Origin of the sequence: Actinokineospora baliensis (genome assembly GCF_016907695.1) — a bacterium.
GTDB classification, from domain to species: domain Bacteria; phylum Actinomycetota; class Actinomycetes; order Mycobacteriales; family Pseudonocardiaceae; genus Actinokineospora; species Actinokineospora baliensis.
This window is the reverse complement of sequence record NZ_JAFBCK010000001.1, coordinates 2,182,817-2,206,983: the sequence shown is the minus strand read 5'-3', so window position 1 is coordinate 2,206,983 and position 24,167 is coordinate 2,182,817. Positions and strand designations below refer to the sequence as shown.

The 24,167-nt window shown below is 70.4% G+C and carries 23 protein-coding genes; 11 read left to right on the top strand and 12 right to left on the bottom strand.

Features of this window, described 5'->3' with window-relative positions:
• Positions 1 to 69: 69 nt before the first annotated feature.
• A complete protein-coding gene (locus tag JOD54_RS10515; protein WP_204450349.1) occupies positions 70 to 795 on the bottom strand; it encodes a uracil-DNA glycosylase in 726 nt (241 codons plus the stop codon).
• A gap of 56 nt (positions 796 to 851) precedes the next feature.
• Here JOD54_RS10515 and JOD54_RS10510 point away from each other — a divergent pair, with 56 nt between their 5' ends.
• The 7 genes from JOD54_RS10510 to JOD54_RS10480 all read left to right on the top strand — a co-directional run bounded on the left by JOD54_RS10510 (position 852) and on the right by JOD54_RS10480 (position 7,074).
• Positions 852 to 2,321 (top strand): S10 family peptidase, encoded by a 1,470-nt coding sequence (locus JOD54_RS10510; RefSeq protein ID WP_204450348.1) that lies wholly within the window; start codon positions 852 to 854, stop codon positions 2,319 to 2,321.
• Positions 2,322 to 2,424: 103 nt separating this feature from the next.
• Positions 2,425 to 3,600 (top strand): helix-turn-helix domain-containing protein, encoded by a 1,176-nt coding sequence (locus tag JOD54_RS10505; RefSeq protein WP_204450347.1) that lies wholly within the window; start codon positions 2,425 to 2,427, stop codon positions 3,598 to 3,600.
• A gap of 137 nt (positions 3,601 to 3,737) precedes the next feature.
• Positions 3,738 to 3,953: a hypothetical protein gene (locus JOD54_RS10500; protein WP_204450346.1), complete on the top strand. Its 216-nt coding sequence runs from the start codon at positions 3,738 to 3,740 to the stop codon at positions 3,951 to 3,953.
• A gap of 173 nt (positions 3,954 to 4,126) precedes the next feature.
• Positions 4,127 to 4,492 (top strand): hypothetical protein, encoded by a 366-nt coding sequence (locus tag JOD54_RS10495; protein WP_204450345.1) that lies wholly within the window; start codon positions 4,127 to 4,129, stop codon positions 4,490 to 4,492.
• 28 nt (positions 4,493 to 4,520) lie between these two features.
• Entirely contained in the window at positions 4,521 to 5,705 is a 1,185-nt protein-coding gene (locus tag JOD54_RS10490) for a YcaO-like family protein (RefSeq protein ID WP_204450344.1), read from the top strand.
• A complete protein-coding gene (locus tag JOD54_RS10485; protein WP_204450343.1) occupies positions 5,702 to 6,340 on the top strand; it encodes a TfuA-like protein in 639 nt (212 codons plus the stop codon). The genes JOD54_RS10490 and JOD54_RS10485 overlap by 4 nt, the downstream gene beginning before the upstream one ends.
• On the top strand, positions 6,331 to 7,074 hold the full coding sequence (locus tag JOD54_RS10480; protein WP_204450342.1) for a class I SAM-dependent methyltransferase: 744 nt from the start codon (positions 6,331 to 6,333) through the stop codon (positions 7,072 to 7,074). Before JOD54_RS10485 ends, JOD54_RS10480 begins: the two co-directional genes overlap by 10 nt.
• A 59-nt stretch (positions 7,075 to 7,133) precedes the next feature.
• Here the strand turns inward: JOD54_RS10480 and JOD54_RS10475 are convergent, their stop codons facing one another.
• The 8 genes from JOD54_RS10475 to JOD54_RS10440 form a co-directional block, all read right to left on the bottom strand.
• Positions 7,134 to 8,864: a S8 family serine peptidase gene (locus JOD54_RS10475; RefSeq protein WP_307859929.1), complete on the bottom strand. Its 1,731-nt coding sequence runs from the start codon at positions 8,862 to 8,864 to the stop codon at positions 7,134 to 7,136.
• A 43-nt stretch (positions 8,865 to 8,907) separates the two neighbouring features.
• Entirely contained in the window at positions 8,908 to 9,906 is a 999-nt protein-coding gene (locus JOD54_RS10470; RefSeq protein ID WP_204450341.1) for an ABC transporter ATP-binding protein, read from the bottom strand.
• Positions 9,899 to 10,933, bottom strand: coding sequence for an ABC transporter ATP-binding protein (locus JOD54_RS10465; RefSeq protein ID WP_204450340.1), 1,035 nt, complete (start codon positions 10,931 to 10,933; stop codon positions 9,899 to 9,901). The genes JOD54_RS10470 and JOD54_RS10465 overlap by 8 nt, the downstream gene beginning before the upstream one ends.
• A 4-nt stretch (positions 10,934 to 10,937) precedes the next feature.
• The gene (locus JOD54_RS10460; RefSeq protein WP_204450339.1) at positions 10,938 to 11,891 is read right to left on the bottom strand and encodes an ABC transporter permease; all 954 of its coding nucleotides are present in this window, start codon (positions 11,889 to 11,891) and stop codon (positions 10,938 to 10,940) included.
• Positions 11,884 to 12,813 (bottom strand): ABC transporter permease, encoded by a 930-nt coding sequence (locus JOD54_RS10455; RefSeq protein ID WP_204450338.1) that lies wholly within the window; start codon positions 12,811 to 12,813, stop codon positions 11,884 to 11,886. The genes JOD54_RS10460 and JOD54_RS10455 overlap by 8 nt, the downstream gene beginning before the upstream one ends.
• A 75-nt stretch (positions 12,814 to 12,888) precedes the next feature.
• Positions 12,889 to 14,559, bottom strand: coding sequence for a peptide ABC transporter substrate-binding protein (locus JOD54_RS10450; RefSeq protein WP_204450337.1), 1,671 nt, complete (start codon positions 14,557 to 14,559; stop codon positions 12,889 to 12,891).
• A gap of 277 nt (positions 14,560 to 14,836) precedes the next feature.
• Positions 14,837 to 15,808: a Ppx/GppA phosphatase family protein gene (locus JOD54_RS10445; protein ID WP_204450336.1), complete on the bottom strand. Its 972-nt coding sequence runs from the start codon at positions 15,806 to 15,808 to the stop codon at positions 14,837 to 14,839.
• Between the two features lie 240 nt (positions 15,809 to 16,048).
• A complete protein-coding gene (locus JOD54_RS10440; RefSeq protein ID WP_307859928.1) occupies positions 16,049 to 17,293 on the bottom strand; it encodes a lytic transglycosylase domain-containing protein in 1,245 nt (414 codons plus the stop codon).
• Between the two features lie 264 nt (positions 17,294 to 17,557).
• Here JOD54_RS10440 and JOD54_RS10435 point away from each other — a divergent pair, with 264 nt between their 5' ends.
• A complete protein-coding gene (locus tag JOD54_RS10435; protein WP_204450335.1) occupies positions 17,558 to 19,192 on the top strand; it encodes an acyl-CoA dehydrogenase family protein in 1,635 nt (544 codons plus the stop codon).
• A gap of 41 nt (positions 19,193 to 19,233) precedes the next feature.
• On the opposite strand, the gene JOD54_RS10430 is transcribed toward JOD54_RS10435, so the two are convergent.
• Both JOD54_RS10430 and JOD54_RS10425 read right to left on the bottom strand, forming a co-directional pair.
• Entirely contained in the window at positions 19,234 to 19,488 is a 255-nt protein-coding gene (locus JOD54_RS10430) for a hypothetical protein (RefSeq protein ID WP_204450334.1), read from the bottom strand.
• Positions 19,489 to 19,585: 97 nt separating this feature from the next.
• A complete protein-coding gene (locus tag JOD54_RS10425; RefSeq protein WP_204450333.1) occupies positions 19,586 to 19,972 on the bottom strand; it encodes a tetratricopeptide repeat protein in 387 nt (128 codons plus the stop codon).
• Between the two features lie 155 nt (positions 19,973 to 20,127).
• Here JOD54_RS10425 and eno point away from each other — a divergent pair, with 155 nt between their 5' ends.
• The 3 genes from eno (at position 20,128) to JOD54_RS10410 (ending at position 22,429) form a co-directional block, all read left to right on the top strand.
• Complete coding sequence (eno, locus tag JOD54_RS10420; RefSeq protein ID WP_204450332.1) at positions 20,128 to 21,414, top strand: phosphopyruvate hydratase; 1,287 nt, start codon at positions 20,128 to 20,130, stop codon at positions 21,412 to 21,414.
• A gap of 71 nt (positions 21,415 to 21,485) precedes the next feature.
• On the top strand, positions 21,486 to 21,932 hold the full coding sequence (locus JOD54_RS10415; protein WP_307859927.1) for an FtsB family cell division protein: 447 nt from the start codon (positions 21,486 to 21,488) through the stop codon (positions 21,930 to 21,932).
• Positions 21,929 to 22,429, top strand: coding sequence for a DUF501 domain-containing protein (locus JOD54_RS10410; RefSeq protein ID WP_204450330.1), 501 nt, complete (start codon positions 21,929 to 21,931; stop codon positions 22,427 to 22,429). Before JOD54_RS10415 ends, JOD54_RS10410 begins: the two co-directional genes overlap by 4 nt.
• An 860-nt stretch (positions 22,430 to 23,289) precedes the next feature.
• Here JOD54_RS10410 and JOD54_RS10405 read toward each other — a convergent pair.
• Positions 23,290 to 24,111, bottom strand: a complete 822-nt coding sequence (locus tag JOD54_RS10405; RefSeq protein WP_307859926.1) for a lytic transglycosylase domain-containing protein — start codon at positions 24,109 to 24,111, stop codon at positions 23,290 to 23,292.
• Between the last annotated feature and the right edge of the window lie 56 nt (positions 24,112 to 24,167).

The following is a 24,167-nucleotide window of genomic DNA, read 5'->3' as shown; positions in this document are numbered from 1 at the left end:
CAAACCCGCCTGGATCACTTTCCCCCACGAGCGCGGCGGTAGCGCCTGCCCCGATCATAACCACGGGTGTCAACGCGGCTGTTCGGCCCAGCGGGGCGCGATCCCGGCGGATTCCGCCGCCGCGCGCAGGACGTCGCGCACCATGGCCGGGGTGAGCCTGCCGGTGAAGGTGTTCTGCTGGCTCACGTGGTAGCACCCGAACACGGTCAGCGGGGCTCCGCCGTCGACCGCGGCGAGGGTGACCGAGACGCCGTGGCCGAAGCGGGGGCGCGGGACCGGGACCGACCACACCGGGTCCAGGACCGGCAGCAGCGCCTGCCAGCCGAAAGCGCCCAGCACGACGACCGAGCGCAGCGTCGGCCGCAGCAGCGCCAACTCCTGCTCCAGCCACGACCGGCAGGTGTCGCGCTCCTGCGGTGTCGGCTTGTTGGCGGGCGGTGCGCACTTCACCGGGGCGGTGATGCGGACCCCGAACAATTCGAGGCCGTCACCGACGTGGGTGGCGGTCGGCTGCGACGCCAGCCTGACGGCGTGCAGGGCGGCGTACAGGACGTCACCGGAGCGGTCACCGGTGAACATCCGGCCGGTGCGGTTGGCGCCGTGCGCGGCCGGGGCCAGGCCGACGATGCCGACCGCGGCGTCCGCCGGGCCGAAGCCGGGCACCGGGCGACCCCAGTACTCCTGGTCCCGGAAGGAAGCGCGCTTGGTCCTGGCCACCTCCTCGCGCCAGGCGACCAGGCGGGGGCAGGCGCGGCAGTCGGCGACGCGGCGGTCGAGCTCGGCGAGGGTGCTCACGGTCGGCAATCACACCACGTCACCCCGGGTGCGGGCAGCGCCACTAGGGTCGGCCCATGGCATCCACCGACTCCGACAGCGGGGCCAAGCCCGAGGTAGAGCCCACCGACGACCTGGTGAGCACCGCCCACTCGCTGACCGTGCGCCGCCGCAAGCTCAACTACACCGCGACCACCGGCCGGGTGGTCCTGCGCAAGGAGGTCAGCACCGAGGGCGCGTTCGACGGGCACCTGCCCAAGGCCGAGGTCTTCCTCACCGCCTACACCCTCGACGGCGCCGACCCGGCGCGCAGGCCGGTCACCTTCGCGTTCAACGGCGGGCCCGGTTCGGCCAGCGTGTGGCTGCACCTGGGCCTGTTCGGCCCACGACGGGTGGTCACCGGCGACGCGGGCGAGCCAGCGGCGCCGCCGTTCACCCTGGTGGACAACACCGAGACCCTGTTGGCCCACAGCGACCTCGTCTTCATCGATCCGGTGTCCACCGGCTACTCCCGGGCGGTCAAGGGCGAGAAGGCGGGCGAGTTCCACGGGTTCCAGGCCGACCTGGAGTCCGTCGGCGAGGTGATCCGGTTGTGGACCAGCCGCAACGGGCGGTGGATCTCGCCGAAGTTCCTGGCCGGGGAGTCCTACGGCACCACCCGCGCCGCCGGGCTGGCGCACCACCTGCAGTCCAGGCACGGCATGTACCTCAACGGGCTGGTGCTGATCTCCTCGGTGCTCGACTTCGCCACTATGGACTTCACCACCGGCAACGACGCCCCGTACGCGCTGTTCCTGCCCAGCTACGCCGCGATCGCGCACTACCACGGCCTGCACGGCGACCGGCCGCTGCGCGAGGTGCTCGACGAGGCGGAGGCCTTCGCCACCAGGGACTACCCGTACGCGCTGGCCATGGGTTCTCGTCTGTCCACACAGGAGCGGGAGACGACCGCGGCCACCCTGGCCAGGCTGACCGGGCTCTCGGCTGACTACGTCGAGCGGGTCAACCTGCGGGTCGAGCACGTCCGCTTCTTCACCGAGCTTTTGCGCCACCGCAAACAAACCACCGGGCGCCTCGACGGGCGGTTCACCGGTTGGGAGGCCGACTACGGTCGTGAACGGTTCAGTGAAGACCCGGCCGCCGCGGCCATCATGGGCGCCTACACGGCTGGTATAAACCACTACCTGCACACGGAACTGGCCTACCCCAACGACTTGCCCTACGAGGTGCTCAGCCTCGAGGTGAATCGATCCTGGTCGTTCAAGGAGTTCGAGAACGCGCACGTCACGGTGGCCGACCGGCTCGCCGCCGCGATGCGGACCAACCCGCACCTGCGGGTGCATGTCGCATCCGGGTACCACGACGGGGCCACGCCCTACTTCGCCACCGAGCACTCGTTGGCGCAGTTGAATATCCCCGACGAGCTGCGGGCCAACATCGAGGTTTCCTACTACGAGGCCGGGCACATGATGTACGTGCACGAACCGTCCCGATTGCGCCAGTCGAAGGACATCGCCGCCTTCATCGGCAAAACCGTTAGCGGATAAGCGGTTACCACGCGGACCCGGACGCCGTACCCTGGGCGGTGCCCCCGGCCGGATCGGCCGGGGGCGGTCCCAGCTGGGCTTCCCTTCGGCGAAGGGGTCAAGCGTGAGCGATATCGGGCGACGCCTGCGGCAGATCCGCAACGCGCGGGGCAAGTCGCTGGCGGTCGTGGCCGGGTTGGCTGGCATCTCCCCGTCCTACCTGAGCAGGCTGGAGTCCGGGCACCGGGCGCTCGACCGGCGGTCGCTGATCATGGCGCTGGCCAGGGCGCTGGACGTGGCGCCGACGGAGATCACCAACGTCGCGCTCGCCGCCCCCGGCGAGGCGGAGGAGGACAGGGCGCTCGGCGCCGTCCGGCTCGCCCTGTTCGCCGCGGCCATGCACGCCTGGCGCGGGCGGATCTGCACGGTCGAGGAGCTGAGCACCCGCTCGGAAGACCTGCTCGACCGCCAGCGCGAGTGCGACTACGCGACCGTCGGCGCGCTCTTACCCGACCTGATCTCCGACCTGCACACCACGTTGGCCGCGGGCCACGCCGAACGCGACGTGCTGCGGCTGCTGGTCATCACCCACGTGCAGGGCACCCAGGCGTGGCTCGGCGACATCGGGGCCAGCCAGGACCTCGGCTGGCAAGCCGCGACCCTGGCCGCCGACGCCGCGCAGCGCCTCGACGAGCCGGTGTCGCTGGCGGTCAGCGGGTTCGGCACCGCGTTCGGGTTGATCGGCGCGGGCGGGTTCGACCTGGCCGATCAGGTCGTCACCGATACCGACCCGGGGACCAGCGGCAACACCGAGCTGCAGATGTCGGGCATGCTGACCCTCACCCGGTCGCTGGTCGCGGCGGCCAAGGGCGACCAGGTCGAGCGGGTGGCCGCGCTCGACCACGCCGAGGACCTGGCCAGGCACGCAGGCGAGGGCAACGCGCTGTGGTTCGGCTTCGGCCCTTCGAACGTGGGCGTGTGGCGGATGTCGGTGGCGCTGGAGGCGGGCGAACACGCCGAGGCGGCGCGGATCGCGGGCACCGTCGACCCGAACGCGCTGCCGTCGGCCACCAGGAAGTCCGCCTACTGGCGCGAGTTCGGCCGAGCCCTGGCCCGGATGCCCAACCGCCGCGACGAAGCGGTGCTCATGCTGCGCCGCGCCGAACGGATCTCACCCGCGCGGGTGCACCGCCACCCATTCATGCACTCCGTACTATCTGAGCTGTTGGCGCGAGCGCGCGACGACGCCATCGGCCGAGAACTGCGGGGTTTGGCCTACCGCGCGGGTTTGCTGTCCTGAGGACCACCCTGCGCCGAATGGGCGACCTTGCCACACAGGCAATCCCCGTTGTCGCCACGAACCTTAGCGTTGGCCGCGGTGGAGGAGGTGATGGACGTGGTCGGGGAGATCGGGTCCGCGGCACGGGGCGGCACGGTGTGACGGCGACCCCGGAGCAGGTCGACACAGCACGGGCGATCGTCCTGCTCGCCGCCAAACTGGACACGCTGCCTGCGCGCCTGCGCGACTACGCCTCCGGTCTGATCATCGGCTGGGCCTCTCCCGAACAAGCCGATGCCCTGGCCGACGCCCTCGAGGAAACAGCACGACAGATCCGCCTCAACCGTCCGAGGTTCGTGCTGACCATGGAGTGACACCGCTCCACCACACACAGCGGGCCTCGCCGGGTCACCCCCGGCGGGGTCCGCTGTCCATTGTGGACCATCAACGGGCTCAAGCTGCCGGTTTCGTTGCGGCCCGGTTTCCGCCGTGCGTAGCCTCGGGTGCACAGGGGGGCGCGCGCTCCCCGGACTGGGGATGATCGACGATGACCGCACAGAAGCACGAGCCGCACTACACCCTCGACGAGGCGACCACCGCGCGGCTGTGGGACGTGCTGACCGAGGACGGCGCCACCCGCGCAGGCTTCGTCATGCACATGGCGATGCACAACACGGACGACAACGCACCGACCACGGCCCAACTGTGGGGCGCGCTGGGCGAGGACGGCGCCACCCGGGCCGGGTTCGCCATGCACATGCACCTCTGCGCGACCGACGACGGCGTCGAGCGGCCCACGACCGAGCGGCTGTGGGGCGCGCTCGCCGAGGACGGCGCCACCCGCGCAGGCTTCGCGATGCACATGCGCCTGCACGACAGCGGGGTCGACGAGCCAGCCGCGGCCACCGCCTGAGCCGGGCGCGGACCAGCACGTGCACCGCATGACGTCGAGCCTGCGGGTGGCACCGCTGGCCGAGACCCTCGCCGCGGCGCGGGAGGTCGCGCCGCGGTGGGGGATCACCCGGGTCACCGACACGACCTGGCTGGACCGGATCGGCATCCCGGTGTTCGCGGGCATCCGGCCCACCGCGGTCGCCGGTTCGCTGTGCGTCACCGCGGGCAAGGGGGTGCGGGCGGCCGAGGCCGAGGTGGGCGCGGTCATGGAGGCCATCGAGTACGCGCACGCCGAGTACGGCGCCAGCCGGGTCCGTGCGTTCGCCTCGACCCCGCACGCGGTGGCCAACCAGCCGGGCGCGGCTTTCGACTTCGTCGACCTGTGCCCGGTTGTGGGCAGGCCGGTCGACCCGCACGGACCGCTCGACTGCGTTACCGCGCACGAGATCACCGACGGCACCGAACTGGCACTGCCCGCCGAACTGGTGTTCTCGCCCTACCGGCACAACGACGGTCAGCGGCTGTTCGGCTCAAACACGACCGGCCTGGCCTCGGGCAACACGGTCACCGAGGCGACGCTGCACGGGTTGGCCGAGGTGGTGGAGCGCGACATCGGCTCGTTCGAGCAGGTGCGCGGCGGGTCCCGGCTGGTCGAGGTGGACACGCCACCGCCGCAACTGCGGGAACTGGTCGACAAGATCGACGCGGCAGGCCTGCGCTTGGCGCTGCGGCACACGCCCAACGAGTTCGACCTGCCCTACTTCACCGCGGCGGTGCTCGAACCCGACGACGCGGCACCGATCGCGATCGCCTACGGCGTGGGTCTGCACCCGCTGCGCGACATCGCGGCCGTGCGCGCGGTGTGCGAGGCAGCGCAGTCCCGGTTGACCAGCATCCACGGCGGCCGCGACGACCTGGTGAACCGGATCCGCTACTTCGCCGCCGAGGGAACGGAAGAACTGGCCGCGGTGGCCGCCCTGCGGGCGAAGCTGACCGACGACGCAGGCGCGGTGCTGTTCTCCGACATCGCGCCGGGCCGAGCACCGAGCGTTGAGTCTACTTTGGATGATCTGTTGGATATGCTGCGGCGAAAAGGCTTCCCGCACGTCTACCGCGTGGTTCTGTCCGAACCGGACTCGCCGTTGGCCGTGGTCAGGGTGATCGTGCCGGGAATGGAGTCGTTCGACCCCGGGCTCCCCAGGGTCGGCCCACGACTGGCAGGTGCGCGGTGACCGGGGTCGTCGTGTTCCTGGGACCGACCGCGCACGGGCTCCCGCCGCTGTTCCCCGCCAGCGCGCGGATATTGCCGCCGGTGCGACGGGGGGACGTGGCCGCGGTGGTCGACTCGGCGGACCCGGGCGTGCTGGTCGTCGTCGACGGGACCTTCCACAGCTACCCCTCGGTGGGGCACGCGGAGCTGCGCGCGGCGCTCGACCGCGGGTGGCGGGTGTGGGGCCTGTCCTCGATGGGCGCGATCCGCGCGGCCGAGATGCGCCACCTCGGCATGCGCGGCTTCGGCGCGGTGTACCAGCGCTACGCCGACGACCCCGGCTTCAGCGACGACGAGGTGACCCTCCTGCACGCCGCGGAAGCGCCGCACCGGCCGATGTCCGAGCCGATGGTGCACATCCGGTCGCTGGTGGCCGCGCTCGTCGCGGACGGCACGCTGACCGAACCCGCGGCCCGGGCCGTGCTCGCCGAGCTGAAGAACCGCTGGTACGCCGAGCGCACCCACCACGCGCTCCGGGTGGCCCTGGAGGCCCACCTGCCCCCGCAGGCGGCGGCCGCCGCGCTGGCCCGGCTACCCGAGCACCGGGTGAAGACCACCGACCTGGTCGAGTTCGCGACCCGACGACCATGGCTGTGATCCCCGCGCACGCCAAGGCACTGCTGGAGATCGGCACCCGCCACTGGACCGCGACCGGCGCGGTGTCGCTGTCCGGCGCACCGGTGCGGACACTGGTCGGCGGGCCGCTGGACGCGCCCCAGGTGACGGTGAACCCGTACTGGGACCTGGCACTGGCCGCACCGGTGCACGAGCGACCGCTGCCGGTCCCCGGATCCGGGGTGCTGGTGGAAGTCCTCCCGCCCCCGCACGGCCCCTTCGGCTGGTGGGTCCCCCAACGGCGGCTGGCGTGGTCGCTGCCCAGCCCGGGGGACCTCACCTGGCTGCTGGAACACCTGGCAGGCCGCCCGGTCCTCGACCTCGGGGCAGGCCTCGGCTACTGGGCCTGGCAACTGGCACAACTCGACGTGGACGTCCTCGCCGTCGACGCGGGCGGCCAGGCCAGCACTGCTTGGTTGGACGGAGTCGCCCCCTTCCACCCGGTCCACCCCGGCACCGCGACCACCGCAGCCGCCCACGGCGACCGCGCCCTGTTCCTGTCCTGGCCACCACCGGGCGGCCTGACCACCGCCGCCCTCGCGGCCTACCCGGGTGACACGGTGATCTACGCGGGTGAGCAGAACCCGGAGGTCTGCGGAGACCGCGAGTTCTTCACCGAACTCACCGAGCGCTGGACTCCCCTGGGCCACAGTCCCTTCCACACCAACCTCTACGGCGCACGGAGCGTACTGACCGCCTATCGACGAGCGTCCTAAGTGGAACTGCAGAAAGGCCCCCCGGCAGGAGCCGGGGGGCCTTGTCCGTCAAGCGGGAACTACTTCAGGTACTTGCGACCGTTGGTCACCGCGTTCCACGCGTCCACAGAGCCGTGGCCGTAGAAGTTGTTGAACGACGGGGAGCCCGTGCAGGTGGCGTTGAACTCGGCCGGGCGGCCGATGGGGGTGTAGTCCACCGTGCGCGGGGTGGGGCAGGCGATCTCCGCGGCGGTGCCCTCGAGGACCTTCTTGACCTTGTCCGGCGCGAGGGTCACACCGTTGCGGGTGTAGTCGCCGTACTGGGACACGATGAGGGCCGCCACGCCGGAGGCGTGGGGGGAGGCCATCGAGGTGCCCTGGAGGTACTGGTAGTAGCCGCAGGTGCCGTTGGCCTTGCAGGCCTTCTGCACACCGAGCGCCTCACCGTCCGGGGTGACGTTGCCCGCCTCGTCGATCGCGCCTTCGGTCAGCGCCACGTTGCGGGGGTAGGTCGAGAGGATGAGGTTCTCGTTGGTGCGGTACCAGTCCGTGCCGAAACCGTCCCGGAAGTACCCGCCGGGGGCCGACACCGAGATGCGCTCGGTGCCGTAGTTGGAGTAGTCGGCCTTGGCCTGCGACGGGCCGTAGGAGCTGACGCCGATCGCGTGCGGGCCCTCGATCGGCAGCGAGAAGCAGGTCGCGTTGTCGATCGTGCGCGGGTACGACGTGCCTGCCGGGTAGTCGGGGCTGCTGGAGTCGGGCAACGGGTTGCCCAGGTCCATGTGCCCGTTGCCCAGCGACACGATCTGGCTGACGCCCTTGCGGTGGGCGTACTCCATCGCCCGGTTGATCGAGCGGACGACCAAGCGCTGCTCGGCGCGCTGCTCCGGGGTGTCCGCCGCGTTGTTGGCACAGTTGAACAGCCACGGGTCCACGTAGAACGACATGTTGACCACGTCGAGGCCCGCGTCACCGGAGTAGGTCATGGCGTCGACGACCGGCTGCAGGAAGAAGAAGCCGGAGTCCTGGCCACCGCGGATGTTGACGATGGACACGCCAGGCGCGACACCGGAGATGCCGAAGCCGTCGGCCGCCGCGGCGATGGTGCCCGCGACGTGCGTGCCGTGGCCGCCGTTGTCGACGTCCGCGGGGTCGACGCAGCCCCGGTACTCACAGGGGCCGTCGACGACCTCGCCGTTCTCGTCGAACGGGATGTCGCGGGTGAAGTTGCGCGACAGGGCCCGGTCGAAGTTGGGCGCGATGTCCGGGTGCGAGGCGTCCACACCCGTGTCCAGGATGCCGACCTTGACCCGCTTGTCCCCGGCCTGCTTGGTGCGGGCCAGGTCCGAGCGGACCGCGGTCAGACCCCACGCCAGCGAGTCCAACGGGTCCATGCCCGCCGTCGTCGCCTTCGGGGACTTCTTCTTGCCCGCCTTGGCCGCGCGGGCCTCCTGCTCGACGGCCTTGGACTTGGCCGCCTTCGAGCCGCGCGGGGACTGGCCGATGGACTTCGAGCGGGCGGCCGTGTCGACCGCCCTGTTGCCCGCGAGCCGGGCCGTGAAGCCGTTCTCGGGCGCGGTGGCGGTGATCAGACCCGCCGCCTTGTTGCTGGTCACGACGGTGCCACCCGCCGCGCGGACAGCGGCCTCGACCGACTCGACGGACGCGCCGTCAGCGGCCAGGACGTTGAACTCGACGGTCTTGCCGGACAACGCGGGCTGGGCGTTGGCCACGGTCGGCGCGACCAGCCCGGCTAGCGACACCACCAGCGGTACCGCGAGCGCGGCACCGACCAGTTTGCGACGATTCACGCGAAACTCCTCCTCGTGAACATCCCTGAGATCTGCCCCCGACTCAGGGAACGACCGACTTCTCCTCGGCGAAGTGACAGGCGCTGGGGTGGTTGGCGACGCGGACGGCCAGCTTCGGCTCCTCCTGCGCGCACAGGTCCTGCGCCTTCCAGCAGCGGGTGCGGAACCGGCAGCCGGACGGCGGGTCGACCGGGCTGGGGACGTCGCCCTCCAGCCGGATCACCTGCCGCTGGTCGCGCAGTTCCGGGTCCGGCACCGGCACCGCCGAGAGCAACGCCTGGGTGTAGGGGTGGGTCGGGTGCTCGTAGATCTCTTCCTCCGTCCCGATCTCCACCACCTTCCCCAGGTACATGACCGCGACCCGGTCGGACAGGTGGCGCACCACCGACAGGTCGTGGGCGATGAACACGTACGACAGCCCGAACTCGGTCTGCAGGTCCCCGAGCAGGTTCATCACCTGCGCCTGGATGGAGACGTCGAGCGCGGACACCGGCTCGTCGCAGACGATCACCTTGGGCCGCAGCGCGAGCGCGCGGGCGATGCCGATGCGCTGGCGCTGGCCGCCGGAGAACTGGTGCGGGTAGCGGTTGATGTGCTCGGGGTTGAGCCCGACCACGTCCAGCAGCTCCTGCACCTTCTTGGCCCGCGACGCCTTGGGCGCCACCTCGGGGTGGATCTCGAACGGCTCGCCGATGATGTCGCCGACGGTCATCCGGGGGTTGAGCGAGGTGTACGGGTCCTGCAGCACGATCTGGATGTCGCGGCGCAGCTTGCGCAGCTCACCACCGCGCATCTTGAGGATGTCGCGGCCCTCGAAGGTGGCGGTGCCGCTGGTCGCGGGCTCCAGGCGCATCAGCACCTGGGCCAGGGTCGACTTGCCGCAGCCGGACTCGCCGACCACGCCGAGGGTCTCGCCGCGCTTGAGGTCGAAGGAGACCCCGTCGACCGCGCGGACGTGCCCGACGGTGCGCTTGAACAGCACGCCCACCCGCACCGGGAAGTGCTTGACCAGGTCGCGGACCTCGATGATGTTGTCAGTCACCGCTGATCAGCTCCTCGGCGAAGTGGCAGGCGCTGAGCCGACCGGGGGCCAGCCGGTGCTGCGGCGGGACCTCGGTCTTGCAGATGTCCTGCACGCGCGGGCACCTGGGGTTGAACGGACAGCCCTTCGGGATGTTGAGCAGGCTCGGCGGCAACCCCTTGATGGTGGTCAGCTCGGTGCCCTTGAGGTCGAGCCGGGGCAGCGAGTCGAGCAGGCCCTGGGTGTAGGGGTGGCCGGGGCGGCGGTAGAGGTCGCGGGCGTGCGACTGCTCCACAATCCGCCCGGCGTACATGACCGCGATCCGGTCGGCGACCTCGGCGACCACGCCGAGGTCGTGGGTGATCAGGATCAGGCCCATGTTCCGCTCGACCTGGATGTCCTTGAGCAGGTCCATGATCTGGGCCTGCACGGTGACGTCGAGCGCGGTGGTCGGCTCGTCGGCGATGAGCATCTCCGGGTCGAGCGCCAGCGACATCGCGATCATCGCGCGCTGGCGCATGCCGCCGGAGAACTCGTGCGGGTACTGGCGCACCCGGCCCTTGGCGTTGGGGATCTTCACCAGGTCGAGCAGCTCGATCGCCCGCTTGCGGGAGTCGCGCCGGGACATGCCCTTGCGCAGCCGCAGCTGCTCCTCGATCTGGAAGCCCACGGTGAAAACCGGGTTGAGCGCCGAGAGCGCGTCCTGGAAGATCATGGCGATGCCAGAGCCGCGCACCTCCCGCCGCCGCCTCGGTGACGCCTTGAGCAGGTTCTCGCCGTGGAACCGGATCTCGCCGCCGGTGATGTACCCCGGCGGCATGTCCAGGATGCCCATGACCGTCTGCGCGGTCACCGACTTGCCGGACCCGGATTCCCCGAGCACGGCGAGCGTCTCGCCGGGCTCGACCCGGTAGCTGACGCCGTTGAGCACCTTGGCCACCCCGTCGCGGGTGCGGAACTCGACGAACAGGTTGTCGACTTCCAGCAGCGGGGCCCCGGGAACCTGCCCGGTCTCTTCGAAGTCCACTTCGGACCTTGTGGTGGTCATTGCGCTACCTCGCCTTGGGGTCCAGCGCTTCGCGCACGGCGTCGCCGAGCATCACGAAGGCGAGCACGGTCGCGGTCAGGAACGCGGCTGGGAACAGCAGGCTGTGCGGGGCGACCCGGATCACGTCGCGCGAGTCCGAGATCATCACGCCCCACGACACGACCGGCGCGCGCAGGCCGATGCCCAGGAACGACAGCGTGGCCTCGGCCCCGATGAACGCGCCGAGCGCGATGGTCGCGTAGACCAGCACGGGCGCGACCGCGTTGGGCAGCATGTGCCGCAGGATGATCCGCGAGGTGCTCGCGCCCAGGGCGCGGGCGGCCTTGACGTAGTCCTGCTGCTTGGCCGCGATGGCCGCCGACCGCATGATCCGCATGCACACCGGCCAGGACAGGATCGAGATGGACAGCACGACCAGGAAGATGATCTGGGTCGGGCTGGTCTCGCCGCTGGAGCGGAAGCTGGACAGGATGACGATGGCGCCGAGGACGAACGGCAGGCCGAAGAACACGTCGGCGATGCGCGACATGAGGCCGTCGAGCCAGCCGCCGTAGTAACCGGCGAGCAGGCCGAAGGTCGATCCGATCAGCACGGTGAGCAGGGTCGCCGCCACACCAACGATGATCGAGGCCCGGCTCCCGTAGATCGTGCGGGAGAACAGGTCGTAGCCCTGGTTGTCGTAGCCGAACCAGGCGGCGGCGGAGGGTCCCTCGCGGCTCTTGCCCAGTTCGGCGTAGTTCGGGTCCACCGAGGTGAACAGGCTCGGCCAGAACGCCATGAGCAGCACGAGCAGGATCATCGCCGCCGAGACGATGAACAGCGGGCGCCTGCGCAGGTCGTGCCAGGCGTCGGAGGCGAGGCTGCGGGGCTTGCTGCCCTTGACCTCGGCGTGCTCCGCGGCGGTGACGAACTCCTCCGGTGAGGTCGTCACCGTGCTTGCGGTGCTCGGGTCAGTCATAGCGGATCCTTGGGTCGAGGACGGCATACAGCAGGTCCACCAGCAGGTTCGACAACAGGTAGACCATCACCAGCAGCGTGACGACGCCGGTGACCGTTACCCCTTCCTTGCCGAGGATGCCGTCGTAGACCAGGCTGCCGATGCCCTTGATGTCGAAGATGCCCTCGGTGACGATGGCGCCGCCCATGAGGGCGCCCAGGTCGGTACCGAGGAACGTCACCACGGGGATGGCGGAGTTGCGCAGCAGGTGCACGCCGACCACGCGCCGCTGGCGCAGGCCCTTGGCGGTCGCGGTCCTGACGTAGTCCGCGCGCTTGTTCTCCGCGATGGAGGTCCTGGTCAACCTGGTCACGTAGGCCATGGACAGGCTGCCGAGGACGAATCCGGGCACGATGAGGTGCTCCCACGGCGCCGGTGACGCCGAGACCGTGGTCTTGATCCACTTGAGCTCGAACCCGAGAGTGATCTGCAGGACGAAACCGGTGACGAACACCGGCAGCGAGATCAGGAACAGGGTGGAGACCAGGACCAGGTTGTCCAGGAACCCACGGCCGCGCAGACCGGTCAGGATGCCAGCGGCCAAACCGATGACGGCCTCGATCGCCAGCGCGACGAGCGCGAGGCGGATCGTGTTCGGGTAGGCCTCACCGATGAGCTCGCCGACGTCGAGGCCCCGGAAGGTCTCGCCGAAGTTGCCCTGCAGGACGTTGAGCATGTACTTGCCGTACTGCACGACCAGCGGGTCGTCGAGGTTGAACTTGTCGACCATCGCCTGGACGTAGGAGTCCGGGCACGGGCGGTCGCCGCACTTGCCGGAGAACGGGTCGCCGGGAAGGCTCCAGACCAGCCAGTAGATCAGGAAGGTGGTCCCGATGAACACCGGGATCAGCTGTAGTAGTCGTCGGAGGACGTAGCGTCCCATTGTCTCTCCCAACCTGACTCCGGGCCGGGGGCGCGGGATCGCCGCACCCCCGGCCCGGAGTGGAACTGGTGTGAACTACTTCTTCTTGACCGTCACGTTGGTCAGGTCCAGTTCACGCAGCGAGCTGAGGCGGGCGTTGTCGATCCGCTCGGACCAGCCGTACTGGGCGGTCTGGTTCCACAGCGGGATGACCGGGAAGTCCTCGGCCAGGATGCGCTCACCCTCCTGGTACAGCTTGTTCGCCTCGTCGACGCTGGGCGCCGAGTCCGCGCGACCCAGGATCTCGTCGAGCTTGGGGTTGCTGTACTCACCGTCGTTCGAGGAAGCGCCGGTGCGGTAGAGCTGGTTGAGGAAGTTCTCGATCGACGGGTAGTCGGCGATCCAGCCGGTGCGGAAGATCGCGTTCATCTGCCGAGCGTTGATCTTCTGCCGAGTCTCGGCGAAGGTCGGGATCGGCTCGTAGGTGCACTCGATGCCCAGCGCGTTCTTGATGCTGTTGCAGGTGGCGGTCATCCAGTCCTTGTGGCCGCCGTCGGCGTTGGTCGAGAGCTTGACCGCGCCCTTGAAGCCCGACTTGGCCAGGTACTCCTTGGCCTTGTCCGGGTTGTAGGTGCACAGGTCGCCGCACTGGCCCTTGGCGTAGCCGGGGACAGCCGGGTTGACCCAACCGTCGGCCGGGATGCGGGTGCCGTCGAAGATCTTGTCGACGATCTCCTGGCGGTTGATCGCCAGCGACAGCGCCTTGCGCAGGTCGGCGTTGGTGTAGGTCGGGTCGTAGTACGGGAAGGTCAGGGTCTGGTTGCCCATGTACGGGGTCGACCCGTTGCGGCCTTCCAGGTCCTGCTTGTACTTGCCACCGGCGATGCCGGTCGGCGGGATGGTGTCGAGGAAGTCCAGGTCACCGCCGACGATGGCGGTGTAGGCCGCCTCGTTGGACTCGAAGATCTTGAAGGTGAGGTCCTTGAACTTCGCCTTGTCGTCACCGGCGTAGTCGTCGTTGCGGGTCAGCGCGATCTCGGCGTTGGGCTTGCGCGAGACGAACTTGAACGGCCCGTTGCCGATCGGCTTGGCCTCGAACGCCTTCTGGTCGGTGAAGAAGGAGTCCGGCAGCGGGAAGAACGGGTTGTAGCCCAGCTTGAGCGGGAAGACCGCGAACGGGGCGTTGAGGGTGACCTCGAAGGTGGTGTCGTCGACGACCTTGAGGCCGGACATCTCCTTGGAGGTGGGCTCCGGGGCCTTCTGCGGGCCAGCGGTGCCGTCGGGGTCCTCGGTGTGCACGTCCTTGTAGCCCTGGACCTGCTCGAAGAAGCTCGCGCCCTGCTGCCCGTTGGGGCTGGCGGCGGTGAAGTTCCAGGCGTCGACGAAGTTCTTCGCCTTCACCGGGGTGCCGTCGTGGAACTTCCAACCGGCCTTCAGCTTGACCGTGTAGACCTTGGAGTCGGTCGTGTCGATCTTCTCGGCCACCGCGTTCTTCGACTCGCCGGTCACCGGGTCGTACCTGGTCAGACCGGTGAACAGGGCGCGGATGACCTTGCTGCCGCCGCTCTCGGTGGTGTTGCCGGGGATGAGCGGGTTCTCCGGCTCGGTCCCGAAGGCCGACAGGGCGCCATCGGGGTCACTGGTGCCAGTGCTGCCACCGGTGTTGCCGCTGCTGCCGTTGTCCTCGCTGCCACCGCCGCAACCCGCGATTGTGAGCGCGAGTGCAAGCGGCATCACCGTTGCCGCTATCCAGCGTGGTTTGCGCATGGGTCTCCTCCCAGGCTAGTTCGACGTGCTCAGGCTTGGTGCGCCAACGGCAGTCGTCGATCGCGGAGCGGAACCGCCCGCTCCGAAAGTGAGTGGAAGTTAACCGGAGGGGTGAGTCAGCAGGCGATCGAGAGCGTCACAAACGAGTCACAATCAGACGTAGTTCATCCGTTTGGGGGATGGTCTCATCGGAGAGTGACCGGTAACCGAACAGTTTGTCGTTGGCGGTTAGGTGTCAGGTCATTGTCGCGACGGCTATGCGATGTATTGGCGCTTGTCACCGCTGGTCATCGACCCCGGCGACGGAGAGCGCGATGCCGTCCAGAATGTCGTGCTCGCTCACCAGAAGGCTTGTGATCTCCGTCTCCAGCGCGATGCGCCTGGCCAGTGCCCTGACCACCACGGCGCCGCCCCCGATCACGTCCACCCGGCCGGGGTGCATGGCCCCGATGGCGGCGCGTTCGCGGTGACCCGTGGTGAGCAGGCGGGTGGTGATGGACTCGATCCCGGCGAACGGGATCCGGCTCAGGTGGATCTGGTCGGGGTCGTAGGCGGCCAGCCCCAGGTTGATCGCCGACAGGGTGGTCACGGTGCCCGCGACGCCGACCCACGTCCGCGCCTTGGCCACCGGGACCTGGGCGAACGCCTCGTCGAGCACCCGATCGGCGATGGCCTCGGCCTCGGCGACCTCAGCCGCCGTCGGCGGGTCCGAGGTCAGCGCGCGCTCGGTCAACCGCACGCAGCCGACGTCCACGGACTTGGCGCCGTCGAAGCGCGCTTCAAGACCGTCCCAGGTGCCCAGCACGAGCTCGGTCGACCCGCCGCCGACGTCGGCCACCAGGAAGGGGCCGTCCTCGGGCTCCAGATCCCCCACAGCGCCCAGGAAGGACAGCTCCGCCTCCTCGGCCCCGCTGATGACCTCGGCCTCGACACCGAGCACGTCGGCGGTCATGGCGAAGAACTCGTCGCGGTTGGCGGCGTCCCTGGTGGCCGAGGTGGCCACCATCCGCACCCGCTCGACCCCCTTGCGCCGCAGCACCCCCGCGTAGTCGACCAGGGCGTCCCTGGTCCGCGCGATGGCCGCCGCGGCGAGCAGACCGGTGGCGTCGACCCCCTGGCCGAGCCGGACGACGCGCATCTCCCGGTGCAGGTCGCGCAACGCGGTCGCCCCGTCGTGCCCGGTGCTCGCCTCGGCGACCAGCAGGCGGATCGAGTTCGTCCCGCAGTCGATGGCAGCGACTCTGCTCATGCCCACGAGCCTATGCTTCGGATTTTTAAAGCGTTGTGGTGGGCCCGGGTGATCAGACTTTCGTCGGGCGTTTTCGGGGGACGCGGATTCGCTCGGGGGTGGCTGGATTCACCGGTTCGGGGAAGTGCGCGACACGGGCTGTCAATGACTTGACGCGGGGTGGCGCACTTTGCCATTTGCCATTCAACGAGAACCGCCCCGCTCGGAGGTGAGCGGGGCGGTTCGGACAACCGGGGTGACCTACGGCGTCGGCTCGATGGAGGAGCCGACCGCGCCCGTGGGGACCGCGGCCGGGGAGACCGGCGCGCAGGGGTCCGGGGCGGGCGTCGTGGTCGTGGTGGTCGGGCTGGTCGTCGTGGTGGTGGGCTCGACGCACGTCGGGGTGGTGGTCGTCGTGGTCGGGACCGGGGTCGTGGTGGTGGTCGTGGGGTCCGTCGTCGTGGTGCTGGGGACCGTGGTCGTCGTCGTGGTGCTGGGGACGCTGGACCCGGTCGGCGTGGTCGTGCCCGCGGGCGGGGTGCTCGGGTTCTGCGTCGGGGTGACGCCCTCGACCGGCGGGGTCCCGCCCTGGGGGGTGGGCTCGACCGCGGGCGGCAGGGCCATCTGCTCGGCGCGGTCGACCGGCGTGCTCGGCAGCGGGGTGACGCCCTTGGCGTACGCGTCGGCCCAGATCAGGACCGTGCGGACGTAGCTGTCGGAGTGGTTGTAGCGGAACACGGCGGTGGCGCGCTGCTGCGCGTTGGCCATGTCCAGCCCGCCGGAGCACAGGTACTTGCCCGCGCCGAGGGTCGCGTCGTAGATGTTGTTCGGGTCGGTCTGGCCGTCGCCGTTGCCGTCGGAGGCGTAGCCCTTCCAGGTCGACGGGATGAACTGCATCGGGCCGACCGCGCGGTCCCACCTGGCGTCGCCGTCGTAGCGGCCGCCGTCGGTGTCGCTGATCGCCGCGAAGCCGCCGCCGTTGAGCACCGGACCGAGGATCGGGTGCGCGGTCTTGCCGTTCGCGTCGACCTGACCGCCGCGCGCGTGGTTGGACTCGATGCGGCCGATGCTGGCCAGCAGCGGCCAGTCCAGGTGGCAGCCGGGGGTCGTGGTGGCCATGGTCTGCGCGGCGCGCATGTAGGCCTGCAACATGGTGCCCGGGATGCCGTTGGGGCCACCGGGCAAGGTCACCGCGGGACCGGCCGTGTACTTGAGCAGCTCCGGGGTGCCAGCGAGCGCGAGGATCTGCTTGCCCAGCTCGGCGTTCTCCGGTGCCGACCCGTCCGCGCCGACCTCGCTCGGGTCGGTCAGGCCGAACAGCCCGCCGCCGATGCCCTTGGCCATCGCGACCTCGTTCGGGCCGCCCGCACCGACCAGGTCCACCGGCTCACCAGCGGCGACGACCGGTACGAACAGCAGCGCGCCCGCCGCGGCGACCGCACCGCGTCTGCGCTTGACCCGCTGCCGGTGCTTGCCTACCTTCCTGCCCCCGGTCTTCGAACTCACCGTGAAAACCCGCCCCTCGGTTGTGTGCCCGCCTGCTGGCGCAGACCCCTGCTCGCGTCTTCGGTCATCTACCCTGCCTCATCTCAGCCTCAGAGTCATCGTCGGCAGGCAGAACCCCGGCAAAAGGGTCCAGATGTCGTCGGCTGCCGCCCTTCCGTCCGTCCGTTGTTCACCCCCGGGTACGCGGGTGTGCCTTCTTGACCATGACGGGGACGTAGCGCGCGTGCCCGCCGGTTGCCCGGGTGATCGAGTTACCCTCGGGTAGTGACCGCTACCGAGCCCCCGGCGCGCCGACCGGACCGCACCCACGAGGTGGTCAACCAGACGCCCCCACTGCATCGCCACAACCCCCTCGGATGTGACCCGGCACTGGTCAGCGCGGTGCGCGCGTACGGATCACCCGAGGTGCTCGACTCGCTCGCGGCCGTCGCGGCGGAAGCCGGAGCTGAGGAAACCCGCGAACACGGACGGTTGGCGAACGCGCACCCTCCGGTGCTGCACACGCACGACAGGTACGGCAACCGGGTGGACGAGGTCGAGTTCCACCCGTCCTGGCACTGGTTGATGTCACGGGCTGTCGCACATGGACTACACGCCGCGCCGTGGGCGGCGGACGCGGGCGAGCACGCGCACCTGCGCCGCGCGGCGGCGTTCACGCTGTGGTCGCAGGCCGAAGCGGGCCACGGCTGCCCGATCTCCATGACGTACGCGGCCATCCCCGCGCTGCGCCACGAACCGGAGATCGCCGCGCGCTACGAACCGGGTCTGCTCGCGCCGACCTACGACTTCGGACTGCGCGCCCCGGAGATCAAGTCCGGACTGCTCGCGGGCATGTCCATGACCGAGAAGCAGGGCGGCTCCGACGTCCGTGTGAACTCAACCACAGCAACACCTTCCGGTGACGGGACCTACCGGCTCGTCGGCCACAAGTGGTTCACCTCCGCGCCGATGAACGACCTCTTCCTGACCCTGGCGCAGGCGCCGGGCGGGCTCACGTGCTTCGTGCTGCCGCGGGTGCTCCCCGACGGCACCCGCAACGCACTGCGCCTGCAACGGCTGAAGGACAAGCTGGGCAACAAGTCCAACGCGTCCGCGGAGCTGGAGTACACCGGCGCCACCGGCTGGCGGGTCGGCGACGAGGGCCGCGGGGTGCGCACCATCATCGAGATGGTCACCATGACCCGGCTCGACTGCGTGCTCGGGTCCACTTCGAACATCCGCGCCGCGCTGACCGAGGCCGCCCACCACGCCGCCCACCGGTCCGCCTTCGGTGCCCTCCTGCGGGACCAGCCCGCGATGACCGCCGTCCTGGCAGACCTGGCACTGGAGTCCGAAGGCGCGACGGTGCTGTCGATGTGGCTCGCGTCCCTTGTGGACACACCGTCCCCGGTGCTGCGGCTGGCGTTGCCCGCCGCCAAGTTCTACGTCTGCAAACGAGCCCCGCTCGTCGTGGGCGAAGCGCTGGAGTGCTTGGGCGGCAACGGTTACGTCGAAGAGTCGGGGCTGCCCCGGCTGTACCGGGAAGCACCGTTGATGTCGATCTGGGAAGGCTCCGGGAACGTGACCGCGCTGGACGTGCTCCGCGCGGTACAGCGGGAACCGGCGGCCGTGGAAGCGTTGTGGGCCGAACTCGCCACCACCGCGGGGGCGGATCGCCACCTGGACGCCGCGGTGGTCCAGCTGCGGGGCGAACTCGCCGAGATCGACCAGCAGCGGGCCAGGCGGGTGGCCGAACTGATCGCGTTGTGCCTGCAGGCGAGCTTGCTGCTGCGGCTGTCGCCCTGGGTCGGGGAGGCCTTCACCGCCGCGCGGCTCGCGGACCGGTCCGGCGTGCTGGGGGTGCTCCCCCGGGGTGTCCCCGCGCGCGAACTGGTCGACAGGGTGACGCCCTCGCCCTAGCTGGCCGCCGACCAGCCGAGCCGGTCGGCGGCGCGGCGGGATCAGCCGGTCAGGTGGTGCTGGGCCGCCTCTTGGATGGCCTGGCGGGCCTGTTGCAGCGCCTGGTTGAGCGCGTCGGCGTGCGATTCCGCCTGGTGCAGCAGGTTGCTGATGTTGCCAGCGGTGGAGGTGCTGCCCAGGATCGACGACACCTCGGCACCGATGTTGCTCAACTCGCTGAGGAACTGCTGGGTGGCGTTGACCGGGACGCGGTCGGCGACGCCGTTCAACCGCTGCGCTTCTTCTTGGATGCTCATCCTCCGGATTCTCCCGTCGGCCGGTATCGGGACAGGGACCGGGACATCTTCGCCGACACCGGGCGGGCACAGCCGGTGATGACCGGAAACCGCTCGCCTAGCGGCCGCCCTCGACCGCTATCCGGGCGCTGACCTCGCCGAGCGCCTCCTGGTACTCCGGCAGCGGGTTCATCGCCACCGCCATCCGCAACTGGGTCTGCGCCTCGGTCAGCCTGCTCTGCCGCTGCAGCGTCTTGCCGAGGGCGAAGCGCGCGTAGTGGTCGGACGGGTCGAGCTCGAGCACCCGCCGGAACGCGTCCTCGGCGCGCAGCAACTGCGCCGAGTTCAGGTACGCCCGGCCCGCGAGCAGGTGCACGCTCGGCGCGTCCGGTTCCGCCGCCAGGACCGGGGCCAACGCGACCAGGGCGTCCAACGGCCTGCGCCGCGCCACCAGTGACTCCGCGTGGCGGAACGCCGCGAACACCTCGGCAGGCTCCTGGGTCATAGTCAGATCAACACTACGCGGGCGGTGTCGGTTGTTCGACCCCAGAACATCTCGCCCCACGATGTGAGCCATCCCCCGGTCGTGTTCGACTCCGACCGGGGGATGGCACCGCTAGGCTCGACCCGAGTAGTCGGACACGCTGTGAGGAGTACGACGTGGCTGTCATCGAGCAGGTCGGCGCGCGCGAGATCCTGGATTCGCGGGGCAACCCCACCGTCGAGGTGGAGGTCGCGCTCGACGACGGGACGCTGGCCCGCGCCGCGGTGCCCTCGGGCGCCTCCACCGGCGAGCACGAGGCCGTTGAGCTGCGCGACGGTGACGTCAACCGCTACTTCGGCAAGGGCGTGGAGAAGGCCGTCACCGCCGTGCTCGACGAGATCGGCCCCGAGCTGCAGGGCATCGACGCCGTCGACCAGCGGATCGTGGACCAGAAGCTGGTCGACCTCGACGGCACCCCGGACAAGTCCCGCCTCGGCGCCAACGCCATCCTCGGCGTGTCCCTCGCCGTCGCCAAGGCCGCCGCCGACTCCAGCGGGCTCGAGCTGTTCCGCTACCTCGGCGGGCCCAACGCGCACGTGCTGCCGGTGCCGATGCTCAACATCCTCAACGGCGGCGCGCACGCCGACACCGATGTGGACATCCAGGAGTTCATGGTCGCCCCGATCGGCGCGGAGAGCTTCCGCGAGGCGCTGCGCTGGGGCACCGAGGTCTACCACTCGCTCAAGTCCGTGCTGAAGTCCAAGGGCCTGGCCACCGGCCTGGGCGACGAGGGCGGGTTCGCGCCGAGCCTGACGAACAACCGCGAGGCGCTCGACCTGATCCTGGTCGCCATCGAGAAGGCGGGCTTCACCGCGGGCCGCGACATCGCGCTGGCCCTGGACGTGGCGGCCACCGAGTTCCACAGCGACGGCGCCTACACCTTCGAGGGCGCGAAGAAGAGCGCCGAGCAGCTGACCGCGTACTACACCGAGCTGGTCAACGACTACCCGCTGGTGTCGATCGAGGACCCGCTGTCCGAGGACGACTGGGACGGCTGGGTGCGGCTCACCGCCGAGATCGGCGAGCGCGTGCAGCTGGTCGGCGACGACCTGTTCGTCACCAACCCCGACCGGCTCGAGGAGGGCATCGCCCGCCGCGCGGCCAACGCGCTGCTGGTGAAGGTCAACCAGATCGGCACCCTGTCGGAGACCCTGGACGCCATCACGCTGGCCACCTCCTACGGGTACCGCAGCATGATGAGCCACCGCTCCGGCGAGACCGAGGACACCACCATCGCCGACCTGGCCGTGGCCACCGGCGTCGGCCAGATCAAGACCGGTGCCCCCGCCCGCGGCGAGCGCACCGCCAAGTACAACCAGCTCCTGCGCATCGAGGAGACCCTCGGCGACGCCGCCCGCTACGCCGGTGACCTCGCCTTCCCGCGCTTCACCCCGGAGTCCTGACACCGATGGTCGGGCGCGGCACCGAACGAGGCCGAGGGCGGCGGGACCCCGTCGCCCGCAGGCCCGCACGCGTGCGGCGCACGCGCCCGACCACCGCGGCGCCTGCCGGGGAACAGCAGTCCCCGGCCCGGCGCAAACGCAAGGGCATCCTCGGCCTGTCCACCACCCGCCGGGCAGCCGTCGTCGCGACCGTCGTCTGCGCCCTGGCCCTGAGCGTGGCGGTGCCGCTGCGCAACTACCTGTCACAGCGCTCGGAGATCGAGGTCACCGAACAGCGGCAGCAGGAGCTGCGCGCCGAAGTGGACGAACTCACCCGGCGCAAGGAGCGGCTGTCGGACCCGGAGCAGATCCGCGCCCAGGCCCGCGAGAGACTGCGCTACGTGATGCCAGGAGAAACCCCCTACATGGTCGAGCTCCCCAGCGACCCCGCGGGCGCGCAGTCCGCAGGGGAACAGGGAAAACCGGTGCCGCAGCAGTCCTGGTACGAGAACCTCTGGGACTCGGTGACCGGCCGGTGACCATCGACCCCGCAGACGTGGCGACCATCGCCGAGCAGCTGGGCCGCACGCCGCGCGCGATCAGGTCCGTGGCCGCGCGCTGCCCCTCCGGGCACCCGGCGGTCATCCAGACCAACCCGCGCCTGGAAGACGGCACACCGTTCCCCACGCTGTACTACCTGACGTGCTCCCGCCTCGCCGCCGCGATCTCCACCCTGGAGACCACCGGGATCATGCGCGAGATGACCGAGCGCCTAGCGGAGAACGCGGCGTTGGCGGCGGCGTACCAGGCGGCCCACCAGTCCTATTTGGACGAGCGGGATGCCCTGGATTCGCTGGGAACCCAGGTGACAGCAGGCGGAATGCCCGGCCGCGTGAAGTGCCTGCACGCCCTGGTGGCCCACTCCCTGGCCAAGGGCCCCGGCGTGAACCCCTTCGGGGACGAGGCTTTGGTGCTGCTGGCCCCCAACTGGCCCACCGGCGACTGCGCCGCTCCTCAGCCGAGTCCGCCCGCATAGGCTGCCGCTCCGCTGTAGACAGGGCATAGCGGATGCACGCAGTGCGGGTGCGAACCGCGGTCACCAACCCGGGGCACGAGTGGCGATTGCGCCGCTCCGCAGGCGTAGGAGGCGGCGGCGCCTATGGCGCCCCGCCTCGCGGGCATAGGCCGCCGCTCCGCTACAGACCGACCGGGCGCAGCGGGTGGATGCAGTGCAGGTGCGAACCGCCGCCTCCAGCCGGTTCCCGGGGCGGAAGTGGCCCGGGCTGCACCTTCCGTGACGAGGCGCAAGCGCTACTCGCCCCGACGTGACCCGCCGGGAACTGCGCCGCTCCGCAGGCGTAGGCGGCGCCGCTCTAAGCGCGCCCGCCTCGCGGGCGCAAGCCGCCGCTCCGCTGTGGACGGACTGGGTGTAGCGGGTGCATGCAGCGCGGGTGCGAACCGCCATCTCCAGCCGGTTCCCGGGGCGCAAGTGGCCCGGGCTGCACCTCGGTGACAAGGCGCAAGCGCTACTCGCCCCGACGGGCGCCGCTCAAAGGGCGTGGGCGGCGCCGCTCAGAGCGCGCCAGCCCCGCGCATAAGCCGCCGCTCCGCTGCAGACCGATTGGGCGCAGCGGATGCACCCAGCGCGGATGGGAACCGCCAACTCCAGCCGGTTCCCGGGGGCGCAAGTGGCCGGGCTACGCCTTCGGTGGCAAAGCGCAAGCGCTACTCGCCCCGACGGGCGCCGCTCAAAGAGCGTAGGCGGCGCCTATAGCGCGCCAGCCTCGCGGGCATAAGCCGCCGCTCCGCTGCAGACCGATTGGGCGCAGCGGATGCACCCAGCGCGGGTGCGAACCGCCAACTCCAGCCGGTTCCCGAAGGCGTAGGCGGCGGCGCCTACAGCGTGCCTGCCTCGCGGGCGTAGGCCGCCGCTCCGCTGTAGACGGATTGGGCGTAGCGGGTGGACTCGTTGTAGGTGAGGACCGCTTTCCACCAACCCTTGCCGGTGCTGAGGTCGCCGCCGCTGGCGCAGAGGTAGTTGGCGGCGGTGAGGGCGGAGTCGTCGACGTTCTGGGGGTTGGGGGGTGTGCCGTCGGCGGTGGCGCGCAGGGACCAGCGGGACCAGGTGGTGGGCAGGAACTGCATGGAGCCCACGGCGCGGTCCCACCGGGGGTCGCCGTCGAGGGTGCCGCCGTCGGTGTCGGGGATGGCCTGGACGCCGGGGGAACCGTCGAGGGGGACGCCGATGATGGGCTTGGTGAGGGTGCCGTCGTCGTTGATCTGGGCGCCGCCGTAGCGGCCGTGGTGGGACTCGACGCGGCCGACGCCAGCGAGCACGGTCCAGGTGATGTTGCAGCGGGGGACGCGCTGGCGGGTGGCGATCTCGGCCTTGGCGTAGGCCAGCAGCGTCCGCCGCGGGATGTCGGTCGCCTCGGACAACCGGGTGACCCAGCCGTCGAGGTCCTGCTCCGGCACCGGTCCCGCCTTCGGCGGCTCCTCCCCCCGCCGCACCGGCACCTCCACCACCGCGAACCGCTTCGGCTGCGGCGGCGGATCCCCGTCGTCGAGCAGCAGGACGGTCCCCGCGGCCAACGCCACCAGGAAGACGACCAGGGCGAGCCTGCCGAGCACCCGGACACCACGTCCACGCCGGGGCCCCGGAGTCGGTTCCAACGGGATGGACAACGTGGTCGGCTGGGGAGTCGGAGTGGCGGCCACGAAAACCAGGCTACGTGTTCCCCACCGGTGCTCGGCCGCTGCCTCGCTCCCCCGAG

Bases quoted from the DNA above. Each gene is read 5' to 3' on its own strand.
- JOD54_RS10490 (WP_204450344.1), top strand. From the start codon at position 4,521: ATGACGTCGAGCCTGCGGGTGGCACCGCTGGCCGAGACCCTCGCCGCG.
- JOD54_RS10430 (WP_204450334.1), bottom strand. From the start codon at position 19,488: ATGAGCATCCAAGAAGAAGCGCAGCGGTTGAACGGCGTCGCCGACCGC.
- JOD54_RS10455 (WP_204450338.1), bottom strand. From the start codon at position 12,813: ATGGGACGCTACGTCCTCCGACGACTACTACAGCTGATCCCGGTGTTC.
- JOD54_RS10425 (WP_204450333.1), bottom strand. From the start codon at position 19,972: ATGACCCAGGAGCCTGCCGAGGTGTTCGCGGCGTTCCGCCACGCGGAG.
- JOD54_RS10480 (WP_204450342.1), top strand. From the start codon at position 6,331: ATGGCTGTGATCCCCGCGCACGCCAAGGCACTGCTGGAGATCGGCACC.
- JOD54_RS10510 (WP_204450348.1), top strand. From the start codon at position 852: ATGGCATCCACCGACTCCGACAGCGGGGCCAAGCCCGAGGTAGAGCCC.
- JOD54_RS10445 (WP_204450336.1), bottom strand. From the start codon at position 15,808: ATGAGCAGAGTCGCTGCCATCGACTGCGGGACGAACTCGATCCGCCTG.
- JOD54_RS10495 (WP_204450345.1), top strand. From the start codon at position 4,127: ATGACCGCACAGAAGCACGAGCCGCACTACACCCTCGACGAGGCGACC.
- JOD54_RS10460 (WP_204450339.1), bottom strand. From the start codon at position 11,891: ATGACTGACCCGAGCACCGCAAGCACGGTGACGACCTCACCGGAGGAG.
- JOD54_RS10465 (WP_204450340.1), bottom strand. From the start codon at position 10,933: ATGACCACCACAAGGTCCGAAGTGGACTTCGAAGAGACCGGGCAGGTT.
- JOD54_RS10450 (WP_204450337.1), bottom strand. From the start codon at position 14,559: ATGCGCAAACCACGCTGGATAGCGGCAACGGTGATGCCGCTTGCACTC.